At 52.6% G+C, this 19677-nt stretch carries 14 protein-coding genes and 1 pseudogene; 4 read left to right on the top strand and 11 right to left on the bottom strand.

Features of this window, described 5'->3' with window-relative positions; genetic code table 11:
• Positions 1-91 precede the first annotated feature (91 nt).
• Positions 92-2095, bottom strand: a complete 2004-nt coding sequence (locus OEL83_03410) for a methyl-accepting chemotaxis protein (protein ID MDK9706076.1) — start codon at positions 2093-2095, stop codon at positions 92-94.
• 473 nt (positions 2096-2568) lie between these two features.
• Here OEL83_03410 and OEL83_03405 point away from each other — a divergent pair, with 473 nt between their 5' ends.
• From OEL83_03405 to OEL83_03395, 3 genes are all read left to right on the top strand, one after another.
• A complete protein-coding gene (locus tag OEL83_03405; GenBank protein MDK9706075.1) occupies positions 2569-3588 on the top strand; it encodes a TRAP transporter substrate-binding protein in 1020 nt (339 codons plus the stop codon).
• A 90-nt stretch (positions 3589-3678) separates the two neighbouring features.
• Positions 3679-4164: a TRAP transporter small permease gene (locus OEL83_03400; protein ID MDK9706074.1), complete on the top strand. Its 486-nt coding sequence runs from the start codon at positions 3679-3681 to the stop codon at positions 4162-4164.
• Positions 4161-5474 carry a TRAP transporter large permease gene (locus OEL83_03395; protein MDK9706073.1) on the top strand — a complete coding sequence of 438 codons (1314 nt, stop codon included), beginning with the start codon at positions 4161-4163 and terminating at the stop codon, positions 5472-5474. Before OEL83_03400 ends, OEL83_03395 begins: the two co-directional genes overlap by 4 nt.
• 134 nt (positions 5475-5608) lie before the next feature.
• Here the strand turns inward: OEL83_03395 and OEL83_03390 are convergent, their stop codons facing one another.
• From OEL83_03390 to OEL83_03345, 10 genes and pseudogenes are all read right to left on the bottom strand, one after another.
• Positions 5609-7609: a hypothetical protein gene (locus tag OEL83_03390; protein ID MDK9706072.1), complete on the bottom strand. Its 2001-nt coding sequence runs from the start codon at positions 7607-7609 to the stop codon at positions 5609-5611.
• Positions 7609-9063, bottom strand: a complete 1455-nt coding sequence (locus OEL83_03385; protein MDK9706071.1) for an MBOAT family protein — start codon at positions 9061-9063, stop codon at positions 7609-7611. The genes OEL83_03390 and OEL83_03385 overlap by 1 nt, the downstream gene beginning before the upstream one ends.
• Positions 9064-9497: 434 nt before the next feature.
• Positions 9498-9836: a hypothetical protein gene (locus OEL83_03380; GenBank protein ID MDK9706070.1), complete on the bottom strand. Its 339-nt coding sequence runs from the start codon at positions 9834-9836 to the stop codon at positions 9498-9500.
• Positions 9837-10023: 187 nt separating this feature from the next.
• Positions 10024-10722, bottom strand: a pseudogene (locus tag OEL83_03375) (AMP-binding protein).
• A gap of 267 nt (positions 10723-10989) precedes the next feature.
• A complete protein-coding gene (locus OEL83_03370) occupies positions 10990-12150 on the bottom strand; it encodes a sodium ion-translocating decarboxylase subunit beta (protein ID MDK9706069.1) in 1161 nt (386 codons plus the stop codon).
• Between the two features lie 30 nt (positions 12151-12180).
• Entirely contained in the window at positions 12181-12567 is a 387-nt protein-coding gene (locus tag OEL83_03365; GenBank protein ID MDK9706068.1) for a biotin/lipoyl-binding protein, read from the bottom strand.
• 18 nt (positions 12568-12585) lie between these two features.
• Positions 12586-13014 carry an OadG family protein gene (locus OEL83_03360; protein ID MDK9706067.1) on the bottom strand — a complete coding sequence of 143 codons (429 nt, stop codon included), beginning with the start codon at positions 13012-13014 and terminating at the stop codon, positions 12586-12588.
• Between the two features lie 13 nt (positions 13015-13027).
• A complete protein-coding gene (locus tag OEL83_03355) occupies positions 13028-14575 on the bottom strand; it encodes a methylmalonyl-CoA carboxyltransferase (protein ID MDK9706066.1) in 1548 nt (515 codons plus the stop codon).
• A 395-nt stretch (positions 14576-14970) separates the two neighbouring features.
• Positions 14971-16674, bottom strand: a complete 1704-nt coding sequence (locus OEL83_03350) for an SPFH domain-containing protein (protein ID MDK9706065.1) — start codon at positions 16672-16674, stop codon at positions 14971-14973.
• The gene (locus tag OEL83_03345) at positions 16671-18224 is read right to left on the bottom strand and encodes an SPFH domain-containing protein (GenBank protein ID MDK9706064.1); all 1554 of its coding nucleotides are present in this window, start codon (positions 18222-18224) and stop codon (positions 16671-16673) included. Before OEL83_03345 ends, OEL83_03350 begins: the two co-directional genes overlap by 4 nt.
• 360 nt (positions 18225-18584) lie before the next feature.
• Between OEL83_03345 and OEL83_03340 the strand changes: the two genes are divergently transcribed.
• Positions 18585-19622, top strand: coding sequence for a hypothetical protein (locus OEL83_03340; protein ID MDK9706063.1), 1038 nt, complete (start codon positions 18585-18587; stop codon positions 19620-19622).
• Positions 19623-19677 lie beyond the last annotated feature (55 nt).

The following is a 19677-nucleotide window of genomic DNA, read 5'->3' as shown; positions in this document are numbered from 1 at the left end:
CGGGACGGCGAGAAACCGCACCGCGTCGCAGCTACAATCAACTCTTCAGTAAAAAGCGGCATTGGTCAACGGCTAGGCCGCTGACCGGCCGTCAGACCTTAAAACTGCCGACAATGGCATTCAGCTCCTTGGCCATACGCTGCAGATCCTCCGAGCTGGTCTGGACCTGCTTGCTGCCACCGGAAATTCCCGTTGCGGCCAGATTTACCTGGGCAATGTCCTGGGAAATTTGCCCGGCCACCGCCGAACTCTGGCTGACATTTTCATTGACCTCCTGGATGCCTTGACTCGCCTGGGAAATATTATTGGCAATCTCCTTGGTTGCCGCGGACTGCTCTTCAACCGCCGCGGCAATCGTCGCCACGATATCATTGACCCCGCTGATTACCTCGGAGATCTGGTTGATCTCAACGACGGTGGATTTTGTCGTCCGCTGCACATCGTCGATCTGACTCTTAATATCCAGGGTGGCCTGGGCAGTCTGCTTGGCGAGATCCTTAATTTCATTGGCAACAACGGCAAAGCCCTTGCCCGCGTCGCCAGCACGGGCGGCCTCGATCGTCGCATTGAGGGCCAGGAGGTTGGTCTGCTCGGATATCTCGGTTATCGTTTCGGTAACCTTGCCGATTTTTTCGGCTGCCTTGCCGAGTTCCTGCATTTTTTCCGAGGCGCTGGTTGCCTGCGCAACCGCCTGACTTGAAATATTTTTTGCCCTCTCGGCATTCTCGGCAATCTCATTGATCGTTGAGGTCATTTCCTCAGCCGCCGAGGCCACCATATTGGTATTGGTCGAAGACTGTTCCATGGCGGCGGCGACGTTGTTCAGATTGGCACTCATCTCCTCCGAGGCGGTCGCGACATTGGCCGCCCGATGCGAGGTGTCTTCCGCGCCGGAGGACAACTCTTTGGCTATCGCCGAGAGCTGGTTGGACGAGCTGTCCACCAGCACCGAGTTGCCGGCAATCTTTTTGACAATCCCCTGGAGTTTTTCGATAAAGGTGTTGAACCAGAAACCAAGTTCGCCGACTTCATCCTTTGACCGGGCATCAAGCCGCATCGTCAAATCCCCCTCACCTTCGGCAATATCCTTGAGGCTGACAATGGCCCTGTTCAGCGGTTTAACAATGAGACCGGCGGCATAGGCAACGATGACGATGGTCAGCGCCATGGCCACCAGGGATACTATCAAGCTGAGATTGCGAATAGAGTTTGCTGCCATCAGGATCTCCTCGGCATCCTGGGTTGCAGCAATATACCAGCCGGTAACGGTCAACGGGGCGTAACCGGCAATCTTGTCGACACCCTTGAAATTGTAGGATTCAACGCCTTTTTCACCATTCAGCAGCTTTTTGACAAACTCTTCCATGCCGGCAAGCTTTTTCACGTCGAGCGACAGGATGTGTTCGGGGACAGGATGAGCAAGGATAATACCGTTTTTATCGGTCATGAAGCCATATCCGGATTGACCGATCTTCCGGCTGGAGACGAGTTTCGTGAGGAATTCCACCTTCAGCACCAGGCCGACAGCGCCAATAAAGTCGTTTGTCTGGGATTTTACTGGAACACAGATGACAGAAATCAACTTGTCCGTGGTCTTCGACCGGCTGATATCACCAATAGTTGTTTTGCCGGTTGCCTTGGCAGCCTGGAAATAGCCACGGTCGGCAACATTGCTGCCCTTATATTCCTTGCCTCCTTCCAAAACCCCGGTAAGCAGATTTCCTTCGCTATCGCTGACAAAAATTCCTTGATAGCCTTCGCCCAAAGGAGAAAATTGCTTCCCCAGCTTTACATACATTTTCGCCAATTTGTCGCTTACCCCGCCGGCGCCACTCTGCTTGAATTGACTGAGCAAATCAACTATCTGCTCGTCGGCCGCAAACACCTGCGCCACCTTCATTTCTTCACTGAGGATGCTGTCGGTCAAAAGGGCTAGATCGGATGCGATTGTTTTGGCTTGAGTTTTTGAAATTTCCGAAAGGGCGGTAGAGGATTTTATCGTAGACAGCACGCTGATAATAACGAGGGGAAGAAGAACCAAGGTGATGCCGCCCGCCACAAGCCTGAACTTGATCGATGCCATTTTGATTTTCATAGATCCTCCAGTTGCATTTAATTCCATAGGGGAAATTAATCTCTACTTAAAATAGTACATTAAAATGATGGCCTTTTGCAAATTCCCAGCAATTACAAGAAAATTTCTGCCGCACTTTGTGGTACTGCGGCGTCGGCGGTTATATTAACAACGGCAATTGGTTACAGACCATTTGTTTAATTTTTTTCGGCAAACCGCAGAGGCACAATCGCCCCAGTACGGTTTTTCCCCACCCCTTGTGCATTGAAAATGCCCCCGGTCTTATCCGGGCATGGAACAAGGCAGTATTTTTTTCAACGGATAGATTGGCAGAAATGGCGGTAGTAAGGTAAAAAGGCAATCTGGACTTGTCTTTCTGCGGAGAGGAAAAGTAGACTGCACACGTTTCTGCATTCACGAATACAGGAGGGGTGCCGGGAAAGCAGAAAGCGGCGCCTGGAAATCAACAGCAAAACTACAAAGGAGCTTGTACGATGAAGAAAATTTTCTGTTCCGGAACCTTGGTTGTGGCACTTTGGGCTCTGCTCGCCACCCCGACCTATTCCTCTGCTGCTGCCGTCACCTTGAAATACGCCAACTTCTTTCCGCCGACCCATGTGCAGAGCAAACTGGCCGAAGAATGGTGCAAGGCGGTTGAAGCAAAAACCGAAGGCCGCGTGAAAATCGAATACTATCCGGGCGGCAGCCTCCTGAAAGACAAACAGATCTATGACGGCGTGGCCGACGGCATCGCCGATATCGGTTTCTCCGTGGCCGCATATACCGCCGGCAGATTCCCGATAGTTTCCGCCTTTGACCTGCCCTTCGGATATCCATCGGGAGTCGTCGCCACCAAGGTCATTAACGATGCCTACAGCAAGCTCAACGCCAACGATTTCAAGGATACCAAACTGATGTATCTGCATGCCCACGGCCCGGGCCTGATCTGCACCAGAAATAAGGAAGTCAAAACTCTTGAAGACCTAAAGGGCCTGAGAATACGTTCGACCGGCATGAGTGCCGAAATGGTCAAGGCCCTTGGGGCCACCCCTGTCGCTATGGGCATGAGCGACTCCTACGAGAGCCTTGAGAAAGGCGTGGTCGACGGCAGTGCCCATCCAGTGGAATCCAACCTCGGCTGGAAGTTGGGAGAGGTAACCAAATATCTGATTCGCCACTATTCCTGCGCCTATACCACCACCTTCTTCGTTGCCATGAACAAGGACAAATGGGCGGCGATCGATGCCAAAGATCAGCAGGCCATTGAGGCCATCAACAAGGAATGGATCGTCAAACATGGTCAGGCCTGGGATGATAGCGACAAGGCCGGGGCCGAGGCCTTCCTGAAAAAGCCCGGCAATGCGGCTATTGACCTGGACGCGGGGGAATCCGAGCGCTGGGCGGCAGCCGTCGTTCCCGCTATTGATGCCTTTGCCGAAGGTCTCAGCAAGAAAGGCATCGACGGACCGAAGGTAATCAGCACCATCAAGGCATCACTGCAGGCAAACAAATAGCAGGATTCGCCACAGTATGATATACAACCGGCGGGCTTGTTCCCGCCGGTTGTGTTTTGGCGGTTTTTCTTCGTGGAGATACTGGTTCTGATGGAATCTTTCGATAAATTTGTAATCTTTGTCGCGGAACGGTTGAAGATGCTCGGCGCCGCCTTCCTTTTCGCCATGGCGGTGCTTACTTGCGTCGATGTCGTAGGCCGACTGCTCGGCCATCCGATCTTCGGGGCCGTCGAACTCGTCAGTTTCATGGGGGTCTTTGCCGTCGCCCTGGCTCTGCCGATCACCCAAGTACGAAAGGGCCATGTCGGGGTCGAGCTGCTGACCAGCAGGCTGCCGGCCCGCCTGCGCCTGTTTCTCTTTCTCTGTACGGAGAGCCTCAGCCTTGCGCTCTTCGTAGTCGTCACCTGGCGGATGTTTCTTTTCGGGGGACGGTTGAAGACCTCCGGTGAGGTATCTATGAACCTGCACCTCCCTGAATATGTGATTGTGTATGTCTTGGCATGTTGTTGTGCGGTCCTCTGCCTGGTCTTTTTCTCTTCGATTCTTAAAACCTTCAGAAAATTTTTGAAATCATGAGCCCCACAACAACAGGCATAATTGGCATTGTCCTCATGGTCGCGATGTTCATGACGCGAATGCCGGTGGCCTACGTCATGGCCATGGCCGGCGTCCTCGGTTTTGCCGTGCTCAGCTCGATGCAGGGCGGCCTGAATCTCCTGGCCAAGGATTTTTACGAGGTTTTTTCGTCGTATGGATTGACGACGATTCCGCTCTTCATCCTCATGGGTCAGCTGGCCTTTAACTCCGGCATCAGCACCAAACTGTACTCCTCGGCCTATAAGTTTCTTGGCCACACCCGGGGCGGCCTGGCCGTCGCCACCGTTGCCGCCTGTACCGCCTTTGGCGCGGTATGCGGCTCAAGCGCGGCAACCGCTGCGACCATGGCTACCGTTGGTCTGCCGGAGATGCGCAAGTTCGGCTACAGCGACGCCCTGGCTGCCGGGTCGGTGGCCGCTGGTGGCGGCCTCGGAATGATCATGCCGCCGAGCGTTGTCCTTATCATCTACGGCATCCTCACCGAACAATCCATCGGCAAACTCTTTATGGCTGGGATTATCCCGGCCCTTCTGGTGACAGTGCTGTTTATTATCACCGTCATGATCTGGTGTTTTTTCCGGCCGGAAGATGGGCCGCGCGGCGAAGCTTTCACCTGGAAGGAGAAAATCAAATCCTTGGCGGGCATGGGCGAGACCCTGCTGGTCTTCCTCCTGGTCATCGGCGGCCTGTTTTTCGGTATCTTTACCGCCACCGAGGCGGCTGGTGTCGGGGTCATCGGGGTGCTGGCGGTTGCCCTGCTCTTTCGACAACTGACCTGGAAGTCCTTTGTTGATGCCCTCTACGAGACCCTGCGAACCTCCTGCATGATCATGATGCTGGTGGCCGGCGCCACCGTCCTCGGCAAGTTCCTGGCGGTGACCCGCATTCCCTACGACATCGCCAACCTGATCGGCGGCTTCCATCTGCCGCCGCTGTTGATCTTCGGCATGGTGGTCATGGTCTATTTTATCGGCGGCTGCTTCATGGACTCCCTGGCCCTGGTTATGCTTACCGTGCCGGTCTTCTTCCCGCTGATCGTCGGCCTGGGCTTTGATCCCATCTGGTTCGGCATCATCATCGTCCTGGTCACCGAGATGGGGGTCATCACCCCGCCGGTCGGCCTCAATGTCTATGTAGTATACGGTGTGGCGAGAACCTTGCCGGGGGGAATCCCCCTCGAATCGATCTTTAAGGGGATTGCCCCTTTCACTCTGGCCGTTCTGGTCGGCACAATCATCCTTTCGGTCTTTCCTCAGCTGGTGCTGCTACTGCCCAACATGATGCATTAAGTAACAATCAGAAATACACAAAAATGGCCCCTTGGCAGTATCTGCCAAGGGGCCATTTTTGTGTTTATTGGATCGATCGCAAGCCGTCAAGGATACTCTTGCCCAGTGCAAATCAGCAAGCTGTCTCCTCGCAATCATGACCTTTCGAGTGCTCTCTTTCTTGCCATTTTTACTATTTCCGGATTCTCTGGTACCTTGTAAAGCAGGTACATATTTAACATCTCATGAATATAAACATTTGTGTGTACGCTCTTAATCAAATTCGGATCAAAATGATTTACAAACCGGCGAACTATAATATGTTTGGCGTGTACACTAAAGTATCCGGCCATTTGCTGACCAAATGAATCCCCGGCAATAAAGAGAAATGGAATCTGTCCGTTATTATTCGTCTTTGTAACTATTTTCCATCTTATGTCAATATTGATACCTTTTTGCAGAAAATCAGACTGAGCGGCATGGACAGTATGTGGTTTTGGGAACAACGTTAAAAAGGTATCATAGAAACCCCTTTCATTCTTTGTCCCAATCAAGTTCATAAATGCCTTATGAACCATATCTTTCTTTTCATGAATAACAAAGTCGCCAATATCAACAACCGGTACCTGAAACTTTGGGTAGCTGGCATTTATCTGGTTTACGATTGCCCGGTACGCCCAAAAAGCACCATAGGCATTCCAGTGACCATCGGTGCGATAAAACAGCATGTGTTGAGGAACTGCCCCGGCAGCAGCCTGCTCTTTAACGTCTAAAAGCGCCTTACGCAAATCGACGACTGGTATTATGGAATTATCTTTCAGGTAATTAACGAGCTGATCGTAGCGGCGAGTTTCCCGGGAAACCTTGATTGAATTAATTTTATCAGGATAGTATTCTGGGTATATTTGTGACTTATCCGGCGCCATAGCAAATATAAAAGATATCCCTTGTTCCTTCAGCCAATAATAGCGCTCTTCCAGGACAATTCGCCATTGCTCCAGCTCTTGATCAGTAAAAGGAGACAATCCGAGGTAATCAGATATAGTATCGATATATCCGACCTTTTCTCCTTCAATCTGTCGCATCCCATGTCCTTCAAAGAACATTCCTTCTTTCCCGATAATTGCCTTTTTAGTGGGAGAGTGATGAAACAATCCCAACTTAATGCTGGCATTATAGTGCAGAAGTTCTGTTCTAAAATAATACGACTGAGAATAGCTTTCTTCAAAATTCTTGAGAAATTGCTTAATACTTCTCTGAGTTATATTATAACCATGATTTTCCTTATCATAAAGAGACAACCCCTTCAGTTCATCAACAAATTTGAGTGAAGATATTGTCCGAAAGACTGGTGTAAAGATAATCAGAATAAAAACAGATATAGGTATGAGATATTTAAGAGACGAAAAAATCTCTCTGGCATGAATACGTTCATTAAGTGTTCTGATAAATATATATACGAGTGCTACTATCAGAACACTTAGCAGTATCAGCTGCAAATACGATTGACTTATAAATATTCCCGCACATAATGGCAGGACAAAGATCATGAATAATTTGCTTTTAGTATCTTGCTCGGATGATCGGCCCTTTTCAATCCGAAGCATATAAAAAAGCAATATCAAACCAAGACAATATAAAACTATTATATACCCAACAGGTCTGGAAGGTCGTGGATAGCGAAGATATAATTGCGGATCATCAGAGGTAGACTTTACTGTCAGGCTATTCCCTGTTTGTTGAAGATTCAACTGATAAGAAATCACCAAATGCTTCAGGAGATCACTCCCAGAAATTGAGACTTCATCCCCCAAATTTTCTATCGAAATACTGCTTATTGTTATACGTTGCTCTTTTAAAATACCGTCTTCCGATCGTGGGGCTTCAGAAAATGGATCGAGACGTATGGTTCGCTTCTTGCCGATTTTTGCAAATTTGAAGGTTTGCTTACTCTGCCCCGCCCGATATTCTTTGTCAATCATGGTACCAGAAGAGATAACTGACATTACACTGGCCTGGTCGGCATTAAAGGTAATTGTAATTGCAGTTGCGCTCTGTTTAATGAAAAAATAAAACAACGATGCGAGAAGTATCCCGAAAAGAAAGTGCTGCCAGAATTGTTTGAGGAAAGAAAGACTTCCTTTAAACTTATTCATTAAAATCGGGAATATATGAAAGGGTTGTGTGAATCACCAAAAACTTGAGCAGCCCCATAAATTAACACAGTACCAATAAAAGCTACATAAATAGCGGTCGAAACAAAGTGGAAAGCGATACTTTTCCATCCGACAGCCACCTCACGGCAATCTTCCCACTTCCGCTTAAAATATGGAAACAATGGTGTCGCAAAAATAATCGCAAATACCAGAGCGGCATAAAATTCATTGGCCATTGCAGTAAACAAGGGGCCGTCCAGATACGCAGGTTTGCCAAAATTCACTAAAGATTTGATATAGAGCAGCGCATATGCAATTGTCTCTGATCGAAAGAATATCCAGCCAATCATAATAACGAAGAATGTATACATAGCCCGCACCACAACAGGCAGGGAGTTTAACAATTTTCCGAGGATGCTTCTTTCCAGGGCGAGAAACAGGCCATGATACAGTCCCCAGATCAGAAAGGTCCAGCTTGCTCCATGCCAGAGGCCGCATAAGGAAAAAACCAGTATCAAATTCACATAGGTTCGTACCTCTCCCTTTTTATTTCCCCCCAAAGGTATATACAGGTAATCTCTAAACCATGTGGATAGCGATATATGCCATCTGCGCCAGAATTCTTGTATCGATAATGAGCTATAGGGGTAATTGAAGTTTTCCAGAAAATGAAATCCGAACATCCGTCCGAGACCAATAGCCATATCAGAGTATCCGGAAAAGTCGTAGTATATTTGTAGTGTATATGTAAGTATCCCCAACCACAGCAGACTTGCCGGCAAGCCTTCCGGCGATAAGGAAAATATATGATCGGCAACGGCGCCTAATTGATTGGCAATTAAAATTTTCTTTCCGAGTCCGGTAACAAATCTATAGATTCCCTGGCCAAGGTCTTCAAAAGATATATGTCTTTCAACGATATGCCTTGCAACATCGCGATAGCGGACAATCGGTCCGGCAATTAAATGGGGGAAAAGTGAGATATAGAGGGCAAAGTTAAGAGGACTGCGTTGCATTTCGACATCTCTTCTGTAGACATCGATAAGATACGATATGGCCTTGAAGGTAAAAAAGGATATGCCGATGGGCAGGTAAATACTGTCTGTGACGATGCCCGGGTGAGCAAATTTGGCTACTACTGCATTGCAGTTTTCAACTAAGAAATTGCCATATTTGAAATATATTAAAGGAAGAAGGTTTGCTGCAACACCTAATGCCAGAACAAAACGGCTGACCTGACGTCTTAAAGCAGTTGCATCAAGCAATAAGCCGCAAAGCCAATTAATCAGTATTGTATACAACAACACTACTATATAACCAACTTCGCCCCACGCATAAAATAACAAGCTGGCTATCAATAAAACGATATTTCGTAGCTTGGTTCCTGCAAAGAAATACACTATCAGCGTCAGAGGTAAGAACAGACAAAGAAATATTATCGAGCTAAATAGCATGGTGCTACCTTGGAACGCAGAGATTCAATGGAATCATCTTGGAAGAATTCTTCTTCCACAAGGAGTGTCGGAAGAATGACCACGAGTTGGCAACGTCAGCGGACGTCCTGCCCGGCGGCCATATCGTGGCGGCCACTCCGGTATCCCGGCAACGGAACACCAACGGGTCGGACAGGCCTTGCCGAGCATGGGGTGGCCGGGACCCGGCAAGGCGTACTCTTCTCCAGAGCACGAGGCCCGGGATGGTTACCGAGGCCTCGCAAACCCTTGCCAGGACGTTCCGCTTTCTGTTCAACAGCTTGATAAATCTCAATAAACCAACAAATTATCATGACATGATATGCCGCACAACATAGCAGATCAAGAGGGAGAATGCAGTGAATTTTTCAGATTTACCGGACGTTTTCACAGGACCGGCGTTTCCATTGGGAGACCTAGTTCACCTTCTTTTCCCGTCCCTGCCATTCCTGTTGGCGGAGCTTGAACTTAAGGATCTTGCCGGTCGCGGTCTTCGGCAGCTCGCAAAAGACGATGTCCTTGGGTGCCTTGAACCTTGCCAGGTTTTGCTTGCAGAATTCGACGATTTCCTCAGCGGTCAGCTCGCTTCCCGGTTTCGGGGTAACAAATGCCTTCGGCACCTCACCCCATTTCTCGTCCGGTGTGGAAACGACCGCTACCTCCTGAACCTTGGGATGGCGGTAGATGACATTTTCCAGCTCAACCGACGAGATATTCTCCCCGCTGCTGATAATGATGTCCTTGTCCCGGTCCACACTCCCTGTCTCGCTTTAATCCGGGCGAGTTCCTCCTTTGCCAGACTGTCCCAGTTCGGCTGGCGGGCACAGACCGAATAGGGAACGTATACTTCGGTAAGTCCGTATACATGGACGATGGTCGCCCCCATCCCTTCTATCTGTTCTATGACCGTCGGCGACGGCGGGGCCCCGGAGGTAAGAATGGTCAAGCGGTGATCGATCTTAAAATCCCTCGATCTGGGGTCGGAGAGCATATCATAATGAGGATGGTCGGAGCGGCGCACATATGCGAGACCTTTTCCGCCTCGATCAGGCGGAGTATCTCCGACGCCGATAGCGCAAGCAGGCAGACATGGGTGCCGCCGATGGCGGTGACCGCCCAGGTAAAGCACCAGCCATTGCAATGAAACATCGGCAGGGTCCAGAGATAGGCCGAGTCACAGGTCATCCCCGTCTCCTGAATCTCGCTCAGGGAATTAAGGTAGGCACCGCGGTGGTGATAGACCACCCCCTTCGGCAGGCCAGTCGTGCCACTGGTATAGTTGATGGTTATGGGCTGATACTCATCGGCAACCTCGATGGCCACCGGCGCCGGCGATGCCTGGGCGAGGAACTCCTCATATTCTGGCCCGGAAAGCGGCATTTCGGCAGCGGCGTCGCAGATATTCACAAAAAAGGCTACATCCGGCAGTTCCGCCAGCACCGGCTTGATCGATCCCGCCAGCTGGTTGTCAACGAAGACCGCCTTCGAATCGGAATGTTTGACGATATAGCCAATCTCTCAGGGAGAAAGCCGGACATTGATGCTGGCCAGAACCGCGCCGATCATCGGCACGGCGTAATGCGCTTCAAGCATCTGCGGAATATTCGGGCAAAGGAAGGCCACCTTATCGCCTTTATTAATCCCCCTAGCACGGAGACCCTTGGCCAGGCGATAGACGCGATCATGGAACTAAGCGTAGGAATACCGCTTGTCATTGTGGACGACCGCGGTCTTGTTCGGGTACACCTCGGCGCTGCGCAGAAGAAACTTCACCGGGGTAAGAACATCCTAATTAACACTCGACTTGTTCATCGGGTGGTACTTCCTTTGGGACATAGGGGAATGACCTGTGGCCGCTGAACCCGCTCCTTACGCGCAGGCTAAGCGGCCTCTTGACATACCGTTCTGTTATTTGAAAAGAGACAACAGTACGCCAGCTGAAACAGCGGACCCAATGACACCTGCAACATTCGGCCCCATGGCGTGCATCAGCAGGAAGTTGCCGGGATTATCTTTCTGGCCGACGACCTGGGACACCCGGGCGGCCATCGGTACCGCCGATACCCCAGCCGAGCCGATGAGCGGGTTGATCCCGCCACCCATTACCTTGTTCATCAACTTGGCAAGCAACACCCCAGCTGCAGTGCCGATGGCAAAGGCCGAGACACCGAGAACCAGGATGGCCAAAGTCTCAACCTTGAGAAAGTTCTCGGCGGTGGCTGTCGCCCCCACCGACATCCCGAGAAAGATGGTGATGGAGTTGATAAGGGCGTTCTTGGCGGTGTCCTCCAGTCGGCTGGCCACGCCGCATTCCCGGAAGAGGTTGCCGACCATCAGCATACCGATGAGCGAAGTGGCCGGCGGAACGATGAGGGCGACGATGATGGTGACGACTATCGGGAAGATGATCCTCTCCTTCTTGGAGACGGTACGCAGCTGGGTCATGACGATGCACCGCTCTTCCTTGGTGGTCAAAAGGCGCATGATCGGCGGTTGAATGATCGGTACCATGGCCATATACGAGTAGGCGGCAATGGCAATTGATCCGAGAAGATGGGGAGCAAGGCGGGAGGCGAGAAAGATTGCCGTCGGACCGTCGGCACCACCGATAATGCCTATGGATGCAGCTTCCTGGGCCGAGAACAGGCCGGAGCCGATGGCTCCCATAAAGGTGAGGAAGATGCCGAACTGCGCCGCCGCCCCGAGGAGCAGGGATTTTGGATTGGCGATCAGGGGACCAAAGTCGGTCATGGCGCCGACACCCAGAAAAATCAACGGCGGGAAAATGCCCAGATGGTCTCCCTGGAAAAGATAGTACATAAGTCCGCCCGGCTGCACAGTATGGATGATCTTTTCCTTGATTTCCATGACAGGCGGGGCCATCATATCGGCCAGCGGCAGGTTGGTGAGCAGCACGCCAAAGGCGATTGGAATGAGGAGCAGCGGTTCGAACCCCTTGGCAATGGCCAGATAAATCAGCAGGCAGGCGATACCGATCATCAGAATGGAGCCGAAGGTGAGATTGGCGACCCCCATGCTCCTGATGAAATCAGCTAAAGCTTCATACATATCGAACTCCTTTAGTACCGTAGAGAATCTTTACGCGAGAGTAATGAGAACATCCCCGGCATTGACCGAGGCCCCTTTTTCCACCTGTACACGGCCGATGACGCAATCATGGGGGGCAAGGATCTCATTTTCCATCTTCATCGCCTCAAGAATCATCAGGGTCTGGCCCTTAGCGACCTTGTCTCCTGCCTTCACCCGGACATCGAGAATGGTTCCCGGCATCGGGGCCTGGATGGTGGTGGCACCATTCTGAACAGGGGCCGCCGCCGGGCTTGCCGGTTTTTTTATCTCCTGCGGCGCAGGACGGGCGGCGGCGGGTTGCGCTGCCCTGGCCGGTGCAGGAGATGCCGCGTTGGTGACTTCCTCGACCTCAACCTGGTATTCATTGCCATTTATCCGTATCTTGAACATCTTCATATGCACTCACCTTTTAAATTAGAGTCTCGTATTCATCTGGTCGAGGATCCCAGCGATGCGCCACTGCGTTGCCGGGACCTCAATTTTTCTGATATTGCGGATCACCACGTTTTCCGCGGCCGTCTGCATCTGCATTGCCACGGCGGCGGTAATCACGGCGACGATTTCTTCCTCGTCACTGTTTTCCTCGTCATTATCTTTCTCGACGGTTTCCAGGGCGGTATTTTCGAGGAGGACTGTTCCCCCCACCTCCTCCGCCGGTCTTTCCATTTTCACCATAATCCGGGCCAGCAGATCGATAATAACCTGCAGGAGAATAAGGGCGAGAAAGGTAATACCCATGCCCAGGAAGGTGACGAGCAGACCGCCGGCCATCTTCTCTGTAAAAGAAAGGGTCTTGATGGCCTCAGGGTTGGCCAGCTGCACCAGGAGTTCTGAAATTCCCATTGTCGTCTCCTGTTTAAAGAGGGATGTTGCCGTGTTTTTTGGCGGGGCGTTTTTCCCGTTTGCCATCCAGCATGGCCAGGGCGTCAATTACCCTCTGCCTGGTGGTGTGCGGTTCGATAACATCGTCGACAAAACCACGTTCCGCCGCCTTGTAGGGGGTGGCAAACTCGGCGGCGTATTCTTCGAGGATCTGCTGGCGCATGGCCTCTTTATCCTCCGCCTTGTCGATATCGTTTTTGAAGATGATATTGACGGCGCCGTCGGAACCCATGACCGCAACCTCGGCGGTCGGCCAGGCGTAAACCATGTCCGCCCCTAGGGATTTCGAGCACATGGCCACGTAGGCACCGCCGTAGGCCTTTCTGGTGATGAGAGTTATCTTGGGAACGGTGGCCTCGCTGTAGGCGTAGAGGATCTTTGCCCCGTGGCGAATAATGCCGCCATATTCCTGGTTGGTGCCGGGAAGAAATCCGGGCACATCGACAAAGGTAAGCAGAGGGATATTAAAGGCGTCGCAGGTCCGAACGAAACGGGAGGCCTTGTCGCCGGCATTCATATCGAGACATCCGGCCATGACATTGGGCTGATTGCCGACCACGCCGATGGCCCGGCCATTGACCCGGGCAAAACCGGTGATCAGGTTCTTGGCAAAGTAGGGCTGATACTCCATAAAACTGCCCGAATCGACGATATAGTTTATGACATCAACCATATCGTAAGGCTTGTTGGGATTGTCCGGGATAATTTCATTGAGTTCATGAAAGAAGCGGTTGACATTTCGGACCCCACCTGCCTCCGGAGGGGTTTCCATATTATTCGAGGGCAGGTAGCCAACCAGCCGCCGAATGCCGTCGAGACAATCCTGATCGGTCTCGGCAATGAAGTGGACGTTGCCACTGACACTGTTGTGGGTCATGGCCCCGCCAAGGTCCTCGGCAGTGACCTGCTCGCCGGTGACGGTCTTGATAACCTGCGGGCCGGTGATGAACATCTGCGAGGTCTTGTTGACCATGAAGATGAAGTCGGTCAGCGCCGGTGAGTAGACCGCCCCGCCGGCGCAGGGTCCCATGACCGCGGAGATCTGCGGCACGACACCTGAGTAAATGGCGTTGCGGTAGAAGATGTCGCCGTATCCGGAGAGGGCGTCCACCGCCTCCTGAATACGGGCCCCGCCGGAATCGTTGAGGCCGATAATCGGCGCACCAACCTTGACCGCTGCATCCATGGCCTTGACGATCTTGCGGGCGTGCATCTCACCCAAAGCGCCGCCGGTGATGGTAAAGTCCTGGGAAAAGGCGTAGGCCAGCCGGCCATCGATCTTGCCGTAACCGGTTACCACCGATTCACCGTCCAGATCGAGTTTATCCATGCCGAACCTCGTGCAGCGGTTCTTAATAAAGGCATCCTGCTCAACAAAGGTGTTGGGATCAAACAGATACACAAGCCGTTCCCTGGCGGTCATCTTGCCCTGGGCGTGTTGCTTGTCGATCCTTTGCTGTCCACCCCCCAGCGCGATCTTTTCCTTTTTTTTGAGCAGATATTCTCTCTTGTCAAAAGACATTGTTCAACCCCCTTCGTGTCAATGGTGCCAATCCGGCAAGAAACCCTTCTAGTGGTTAGACGGAAACATGTTATTCTATAAAAAACACACAATATACTGATATTAAATATGATAATATTTAATATCAATCACTCCCGACCAACATGAGAAACAATGTTACTGCACAAAGTACATAGAGTATCTCCATAGCACCTGTCAATGAAAAAGAAGGAAAGGAAGGGGTAACTATGATTTTTTTTTGAGAAGTAAATAAGGAGATTCGATGTATTGAGGGGAAATCATATCCCTTTTTCAAGTAACGATGAACAGATAGGGGGGGCATGGAAGCACGGGCGACGGAGCGGGCCGAGAATTGGCGTAAGCACCAAGCCAAGGCCCGCGACGAGGATATTCCGCTATTTCTTCTGCAGCTGTTTGGCGCCGCCGAGTTCGGCAAAGCCGGTCTTCTCAAGATCGGTCCACAGGGTGCCTTCACCGGAATGGATGATGTTCACCTTCACCGCCGGATTGAGGGTTTCGGCAAATCGCCACTGGACGTAGGCGCCGGGATCGTTGAACACCGCCGTTTTCAGCTTGAGACCGTTGGCCCTTTCACCATCGACCTTCTGCAGGGCAGTGGCCTTCGCCTGACCAAGGACACGCACCTTATCGGCGGCAATGGCCGCGGTGAGTTTCTTGATCTCCGCCGCCTTCATCAGGGTCTCGGCCTGAATCTCCGCCACCTGTTTGCCGAGGTCGGCGGCGATTTCCGCCTTCAGCTTCTCTGTCTCCTGCTGCACCTGTTCGCCGCGCTGCTGGATCAACGACACCTCGGTGTTCAATTCCGCCTCTTTGCGGGCGGTGTTCTGCCGTTCCTTGTTGGTCAGATCCTGTTCGACGGCAATGCTCGCCTGTTGAATCGGTTCGCGTATCTCGTCGGGTACCTCGACGTGGCGGATCAGGGCGTTATAGACCTTGATCCCTTTGGTACCAAGGGTTTGCTCCAGGGATGCGGTGATATCATTCTGGAATTTCTCCCGGCCTTCGCCGACAATGAAGTCCTTGGCCCGGTACTCCGAGCCTTTGTTGCGGGAGATGGAGGTAATCTGCGGCATGATGATCTTGTCGACCACCGCCGGCAGGTCGCCGTAGCGCCTGAAGATATCGGCAATGCTCTCCGGCGCCAGTTCAAACTCCACCGTCATATCGAGACTGATCTGAAAGCCGTCGCGTGACGGAAAGCTCACCAGTTCGGTGAGGCTCATCTCGCCTTCTTCAAGGGGCGCCGGTGCCGGTGCCGGGACCGGTTTGCCCTTGGCGAAATCGACCTGCTTGCCGGTCTTGAACTTTTGGTCCTGCACCGCCGACGAGGACGAACGCTTGCTGAAGTAATCCTGCCGTTTGGCCTCCTGTTTCTCAAGGACCGCCGACTGCAGGACGTTCAGGGCCTCATTGCTGCCGAGTTGCCGAGCCTTGGTGACCACCTTGCCGCCGCTTCGACCAAGAAGAGATACCTGATTGATGCCGATCTCCACGACATCGACCTTATATTCCTTGGGGTTGACATAGTACAGGCCCGGCTGCAGTACATCGCGGCGCACACCCTTCTCGTCATTGCCGGCGAACTCGCCGCTGTCGGCCTGGGCACCGGACAGTGAGGTAACAACCCCGGCATAGCCGATGGGGATGCTGATGGCATCGACGGTTTCGATATGGTAGCCGTGCGGATTCATCCGGTATTTACCGGGGCCAAGGACGCTGCGCCAGATACCCTTCTCGCCGCGTTCGGCGATGAACTCACCCTCTTCGAGCTTTTTGCCGATCTTTGAGGTGATAATTGCCACCTTGCCGGGTTCAACAAGGATGACCGGCACAATCTCCCAATCGTATAACACCGGATTGAGAAAATGCCGGCCTTCGCCGAGGGTCTCTTCGCGAATGCCCTGCTGACCGTCGCGGGCAAGTATCTGTCCCGGCTCCAAGGGGGTGCCGTTTTTGGCAGTGATAATCGCCATCTCGTTGGGTCCGACATAAAAGCGGCAGAATCCCCACAGCCATATTCCTTCGCCAAGGACCAAGACAGCCAGGGCGATCAGGGCGTACTTCATCCTATTTGTCATTTTGCACCTCCTTTCGCCGGTGCAAAGGTGCTAAATATCCGCCCCAAGCCTTCGGCAGAATCGCTGCTGAGTACCGAGTTCACCTGCGGCCCGACCTTTTCATAGAGGGTGTAGCGGGCAAAGGTATCGCCGCCACCAAAGGAGCTTACCCGGTTTTTCAGAACCCCGGCCTCCGCCTCGTTCTGGGCCTTGATAGAATCCTTTTCACCATCGGCGGTAAGCAGGATCGCCTCGGCCTGGGAGGCCGCCGCCTGGTACTCAAGTTTTGCCACTTCCAGTTCCTTCTGGGCGGCAATGAGGCGAACGCTCTGGTCCTGCTGGGCGTCGATGACGGCGCGGATGCGTTTGGTATCAGCCTCGACCTTTTCCTTGCTCTGCACCGCCAGCATCTCCTGCTTGGTCAACTCGGCTTTTGATTGTGCCTGGACGATCTGTTGCTCGTATTTGGCGGCATCCTGCACCGCCAGCTCACGGTCGCGGTTAATGCTGGCGATCTCGTCGGGGACAATTATCTTCCTGACCAGCACCGATTTGATATCAACCCCCCAGCCCTTGGTCCTGGCCCGCAGATGGTTTTCCAGATCACTCTGAAATTTCTGTCTGGTCTCACCGACGATAAAGTTGACCGCCGGATGCTTGCTGCCCTCGATGCGACTAAAGCCTCTGGCCCGTGGCAGGATCAGTTTTTTAATGATATCGTCCATATCGCCTACCCGGTGAGTCAGATAGGCGGACTCACCCCGCTCGATGCTGAACTCGATGGTTCCCTCGACCGTCACCGAAAAGCCGTCCAGGGTCAGGAAGTTGATGACATCCTTGCCGGACATCTCAAAGCGCTGACTTTGGGTGTTCACCTCGACAACGTTATACATATAGGGGTTGAGGTAGTGGGTGCCGGGATCAAGAAGGCTGCCAGACACCCCTTTCAGGCCGTCCTTGACCATAAAGGTGTTCCGTTCGCCCGGTTCAAGTTCATCGCTCAGGACATCCTTACCGGTGAGATCGGTCACCACGCCGACATAGCCGGGGTTGATGTTGATGGCGTCGAAGAGGGCGACATGGTAGGCATAGGGGTTGATGCGGTACTTACCGGGGCGGAGGATCTCCTGCATGATCCCCCGCTGATTATCAGCAGCAATGATACTGCCGGGCGGTTGTTCCTCACCGTAGAGACGGGTCATGACCCCCAGTTTTCCGGCCGGGACATCAAGGATACGGTGAATCCGCCAGCTCCAGGTATAGGGGTTCTTGAAATACCGGCCCTCGGGAAGCACCTCCAGTTGAATGCCCTTCTGCCCCGGGGCAAGGGCCAGGACCTGCCCGGAAGGCAGGTTGTCGCCGGTCTTGCGGATGAGCACCGCTATCTCCCCGGCATCCGGCTCGATCCGGCAAAAAAACCAGAGAAAGATACCAGCGGCAAGCACTGCGCCGATAATCGCCGCCGGTATAATCGGCAGTCTCGGCAAGGTCGGCAGGCTTGGCATACGCATTCCAAACCGCTTTTTCACCAGTACCAGCTCCTGCTGTTCAGGTTTCTGTTGTTCGGCCATAAAGTCTCCTTTCTCCGGGAATACCGCTCTCTTTTTTTTGGCAAGGGGGAAAAGGACCGGCCACTTGCACTGCAACGACCAGTCCCTCCTGCTAGGCTATGCATTTATAGAGGATTTTTCAATTATATTATTGCCTGCCGGTCAATGCTCAAACCCTGCCAGTAGCCTCGCTGAAATTCAATTGCGTTTGCACTCTGCCCTGATATACTTAAAAAATCCCCTCACGCTGTTGCCACTGTGGCAAAGGGGCAACACAATGCCAAGGACGAATTTCCGAAGTCATCGAATCGCCGGAGTTGCAGACAATCGATTCGCCACCATGGCACTGCCGGTAAAAAACCACCACTTCGAGGTCTGGGTATGAAACGACTCCACTGCAAGATTCTTCCCAATGTTTTCATCGTCATGGCAATGCTCACTTTTCTCAACTTTTCCGCACCTTCCCCAGTGAACGCCGAGAAGATGACCCCGGAAGAAGAGCGGGAGATGAGAATTCGCAATTTAAAAAAACAAATGGCCGGTGAAACTCCAACCATCAAGCCCGGAATGTCCTTCGAAGAGCGCCTGTATATCAGGAAGCTGCAACAAAAGGAGGAAGAAGCAAACAAACAACAGCAGGCACAGCCACAACCGCCCCGCCATCAGTCGCCGTCTCCTCCACCGCCCCAGCCCCGGCAACATGAACCTAGGCAAAGGCATGACTCGGGCGATTCCTACCAACACCATCCGGGCTCAAGACCACCGGACCGCCGCTATGACCCGCCACCGGAGGCCCGCCATCGGCCGCCGCCGTCCCACCATCGGCCCTTTGATTTCGATGACCATCGGCGCCGGCACTGCCTGCGCATCTGGGAAGGTAGGGGCTACCAGTTCAACCGTTGTATGGATGGCGACTACGTTTATATGTACCCCAGCCGTTCCCATGACCGGGACACCAGCATCTTTATCGGCATTCCGGCGCCGCCGCCAATCATCCGCTACCAGCAGCCAATGTGGCCCGAGCGGATGCGCTCCGGCCGTTTCCCGACCTGGTATCTGCCGCTGGTGTCGGACGATACGACCATCACCGCCCAGGATTCAAACCGTAATTACCGGTCGTTCCACCTTCTTGGTATTCGCCGAGGCGATGATCCGGAATTCACCGCCTCCTGCATCTCCCGGAACCTCACCGATTCAAGTATCCAGGTCAACGAGATTGTCACCACCAGGCGTCACGAACGGGCTGACGTCGAGGCAGTGGTAATTTCAAACAATGCCATCCTCAATATCCAGGTTCTCGCTGATGGCTGTGCGGAATTCGACGACTCCGACTGCAATGACATGGGCCACGACCTCTGCGACAGCTTCCGCGATGCAGAAGAATACGCCAGGCGCAACAGGATAGGCATCTGGCGGTAACTCATCATAATTTATAAGATACCGATATAGAAAAAGTACCGCCCCCGCATCTTCC

Source organism: Desulforhopalus sp., from assembly GCA_030247675.1.
Classification (GTDB): domain Bacteria; phylum Desulfobacterota; class Desulfobulbia; order Desulfobulbales; family Desulfocapsaceae; genus Desulforhopalus_A.
This window is presented reverse-complemented; position numbering and strand designations above follow the sequence as displayed.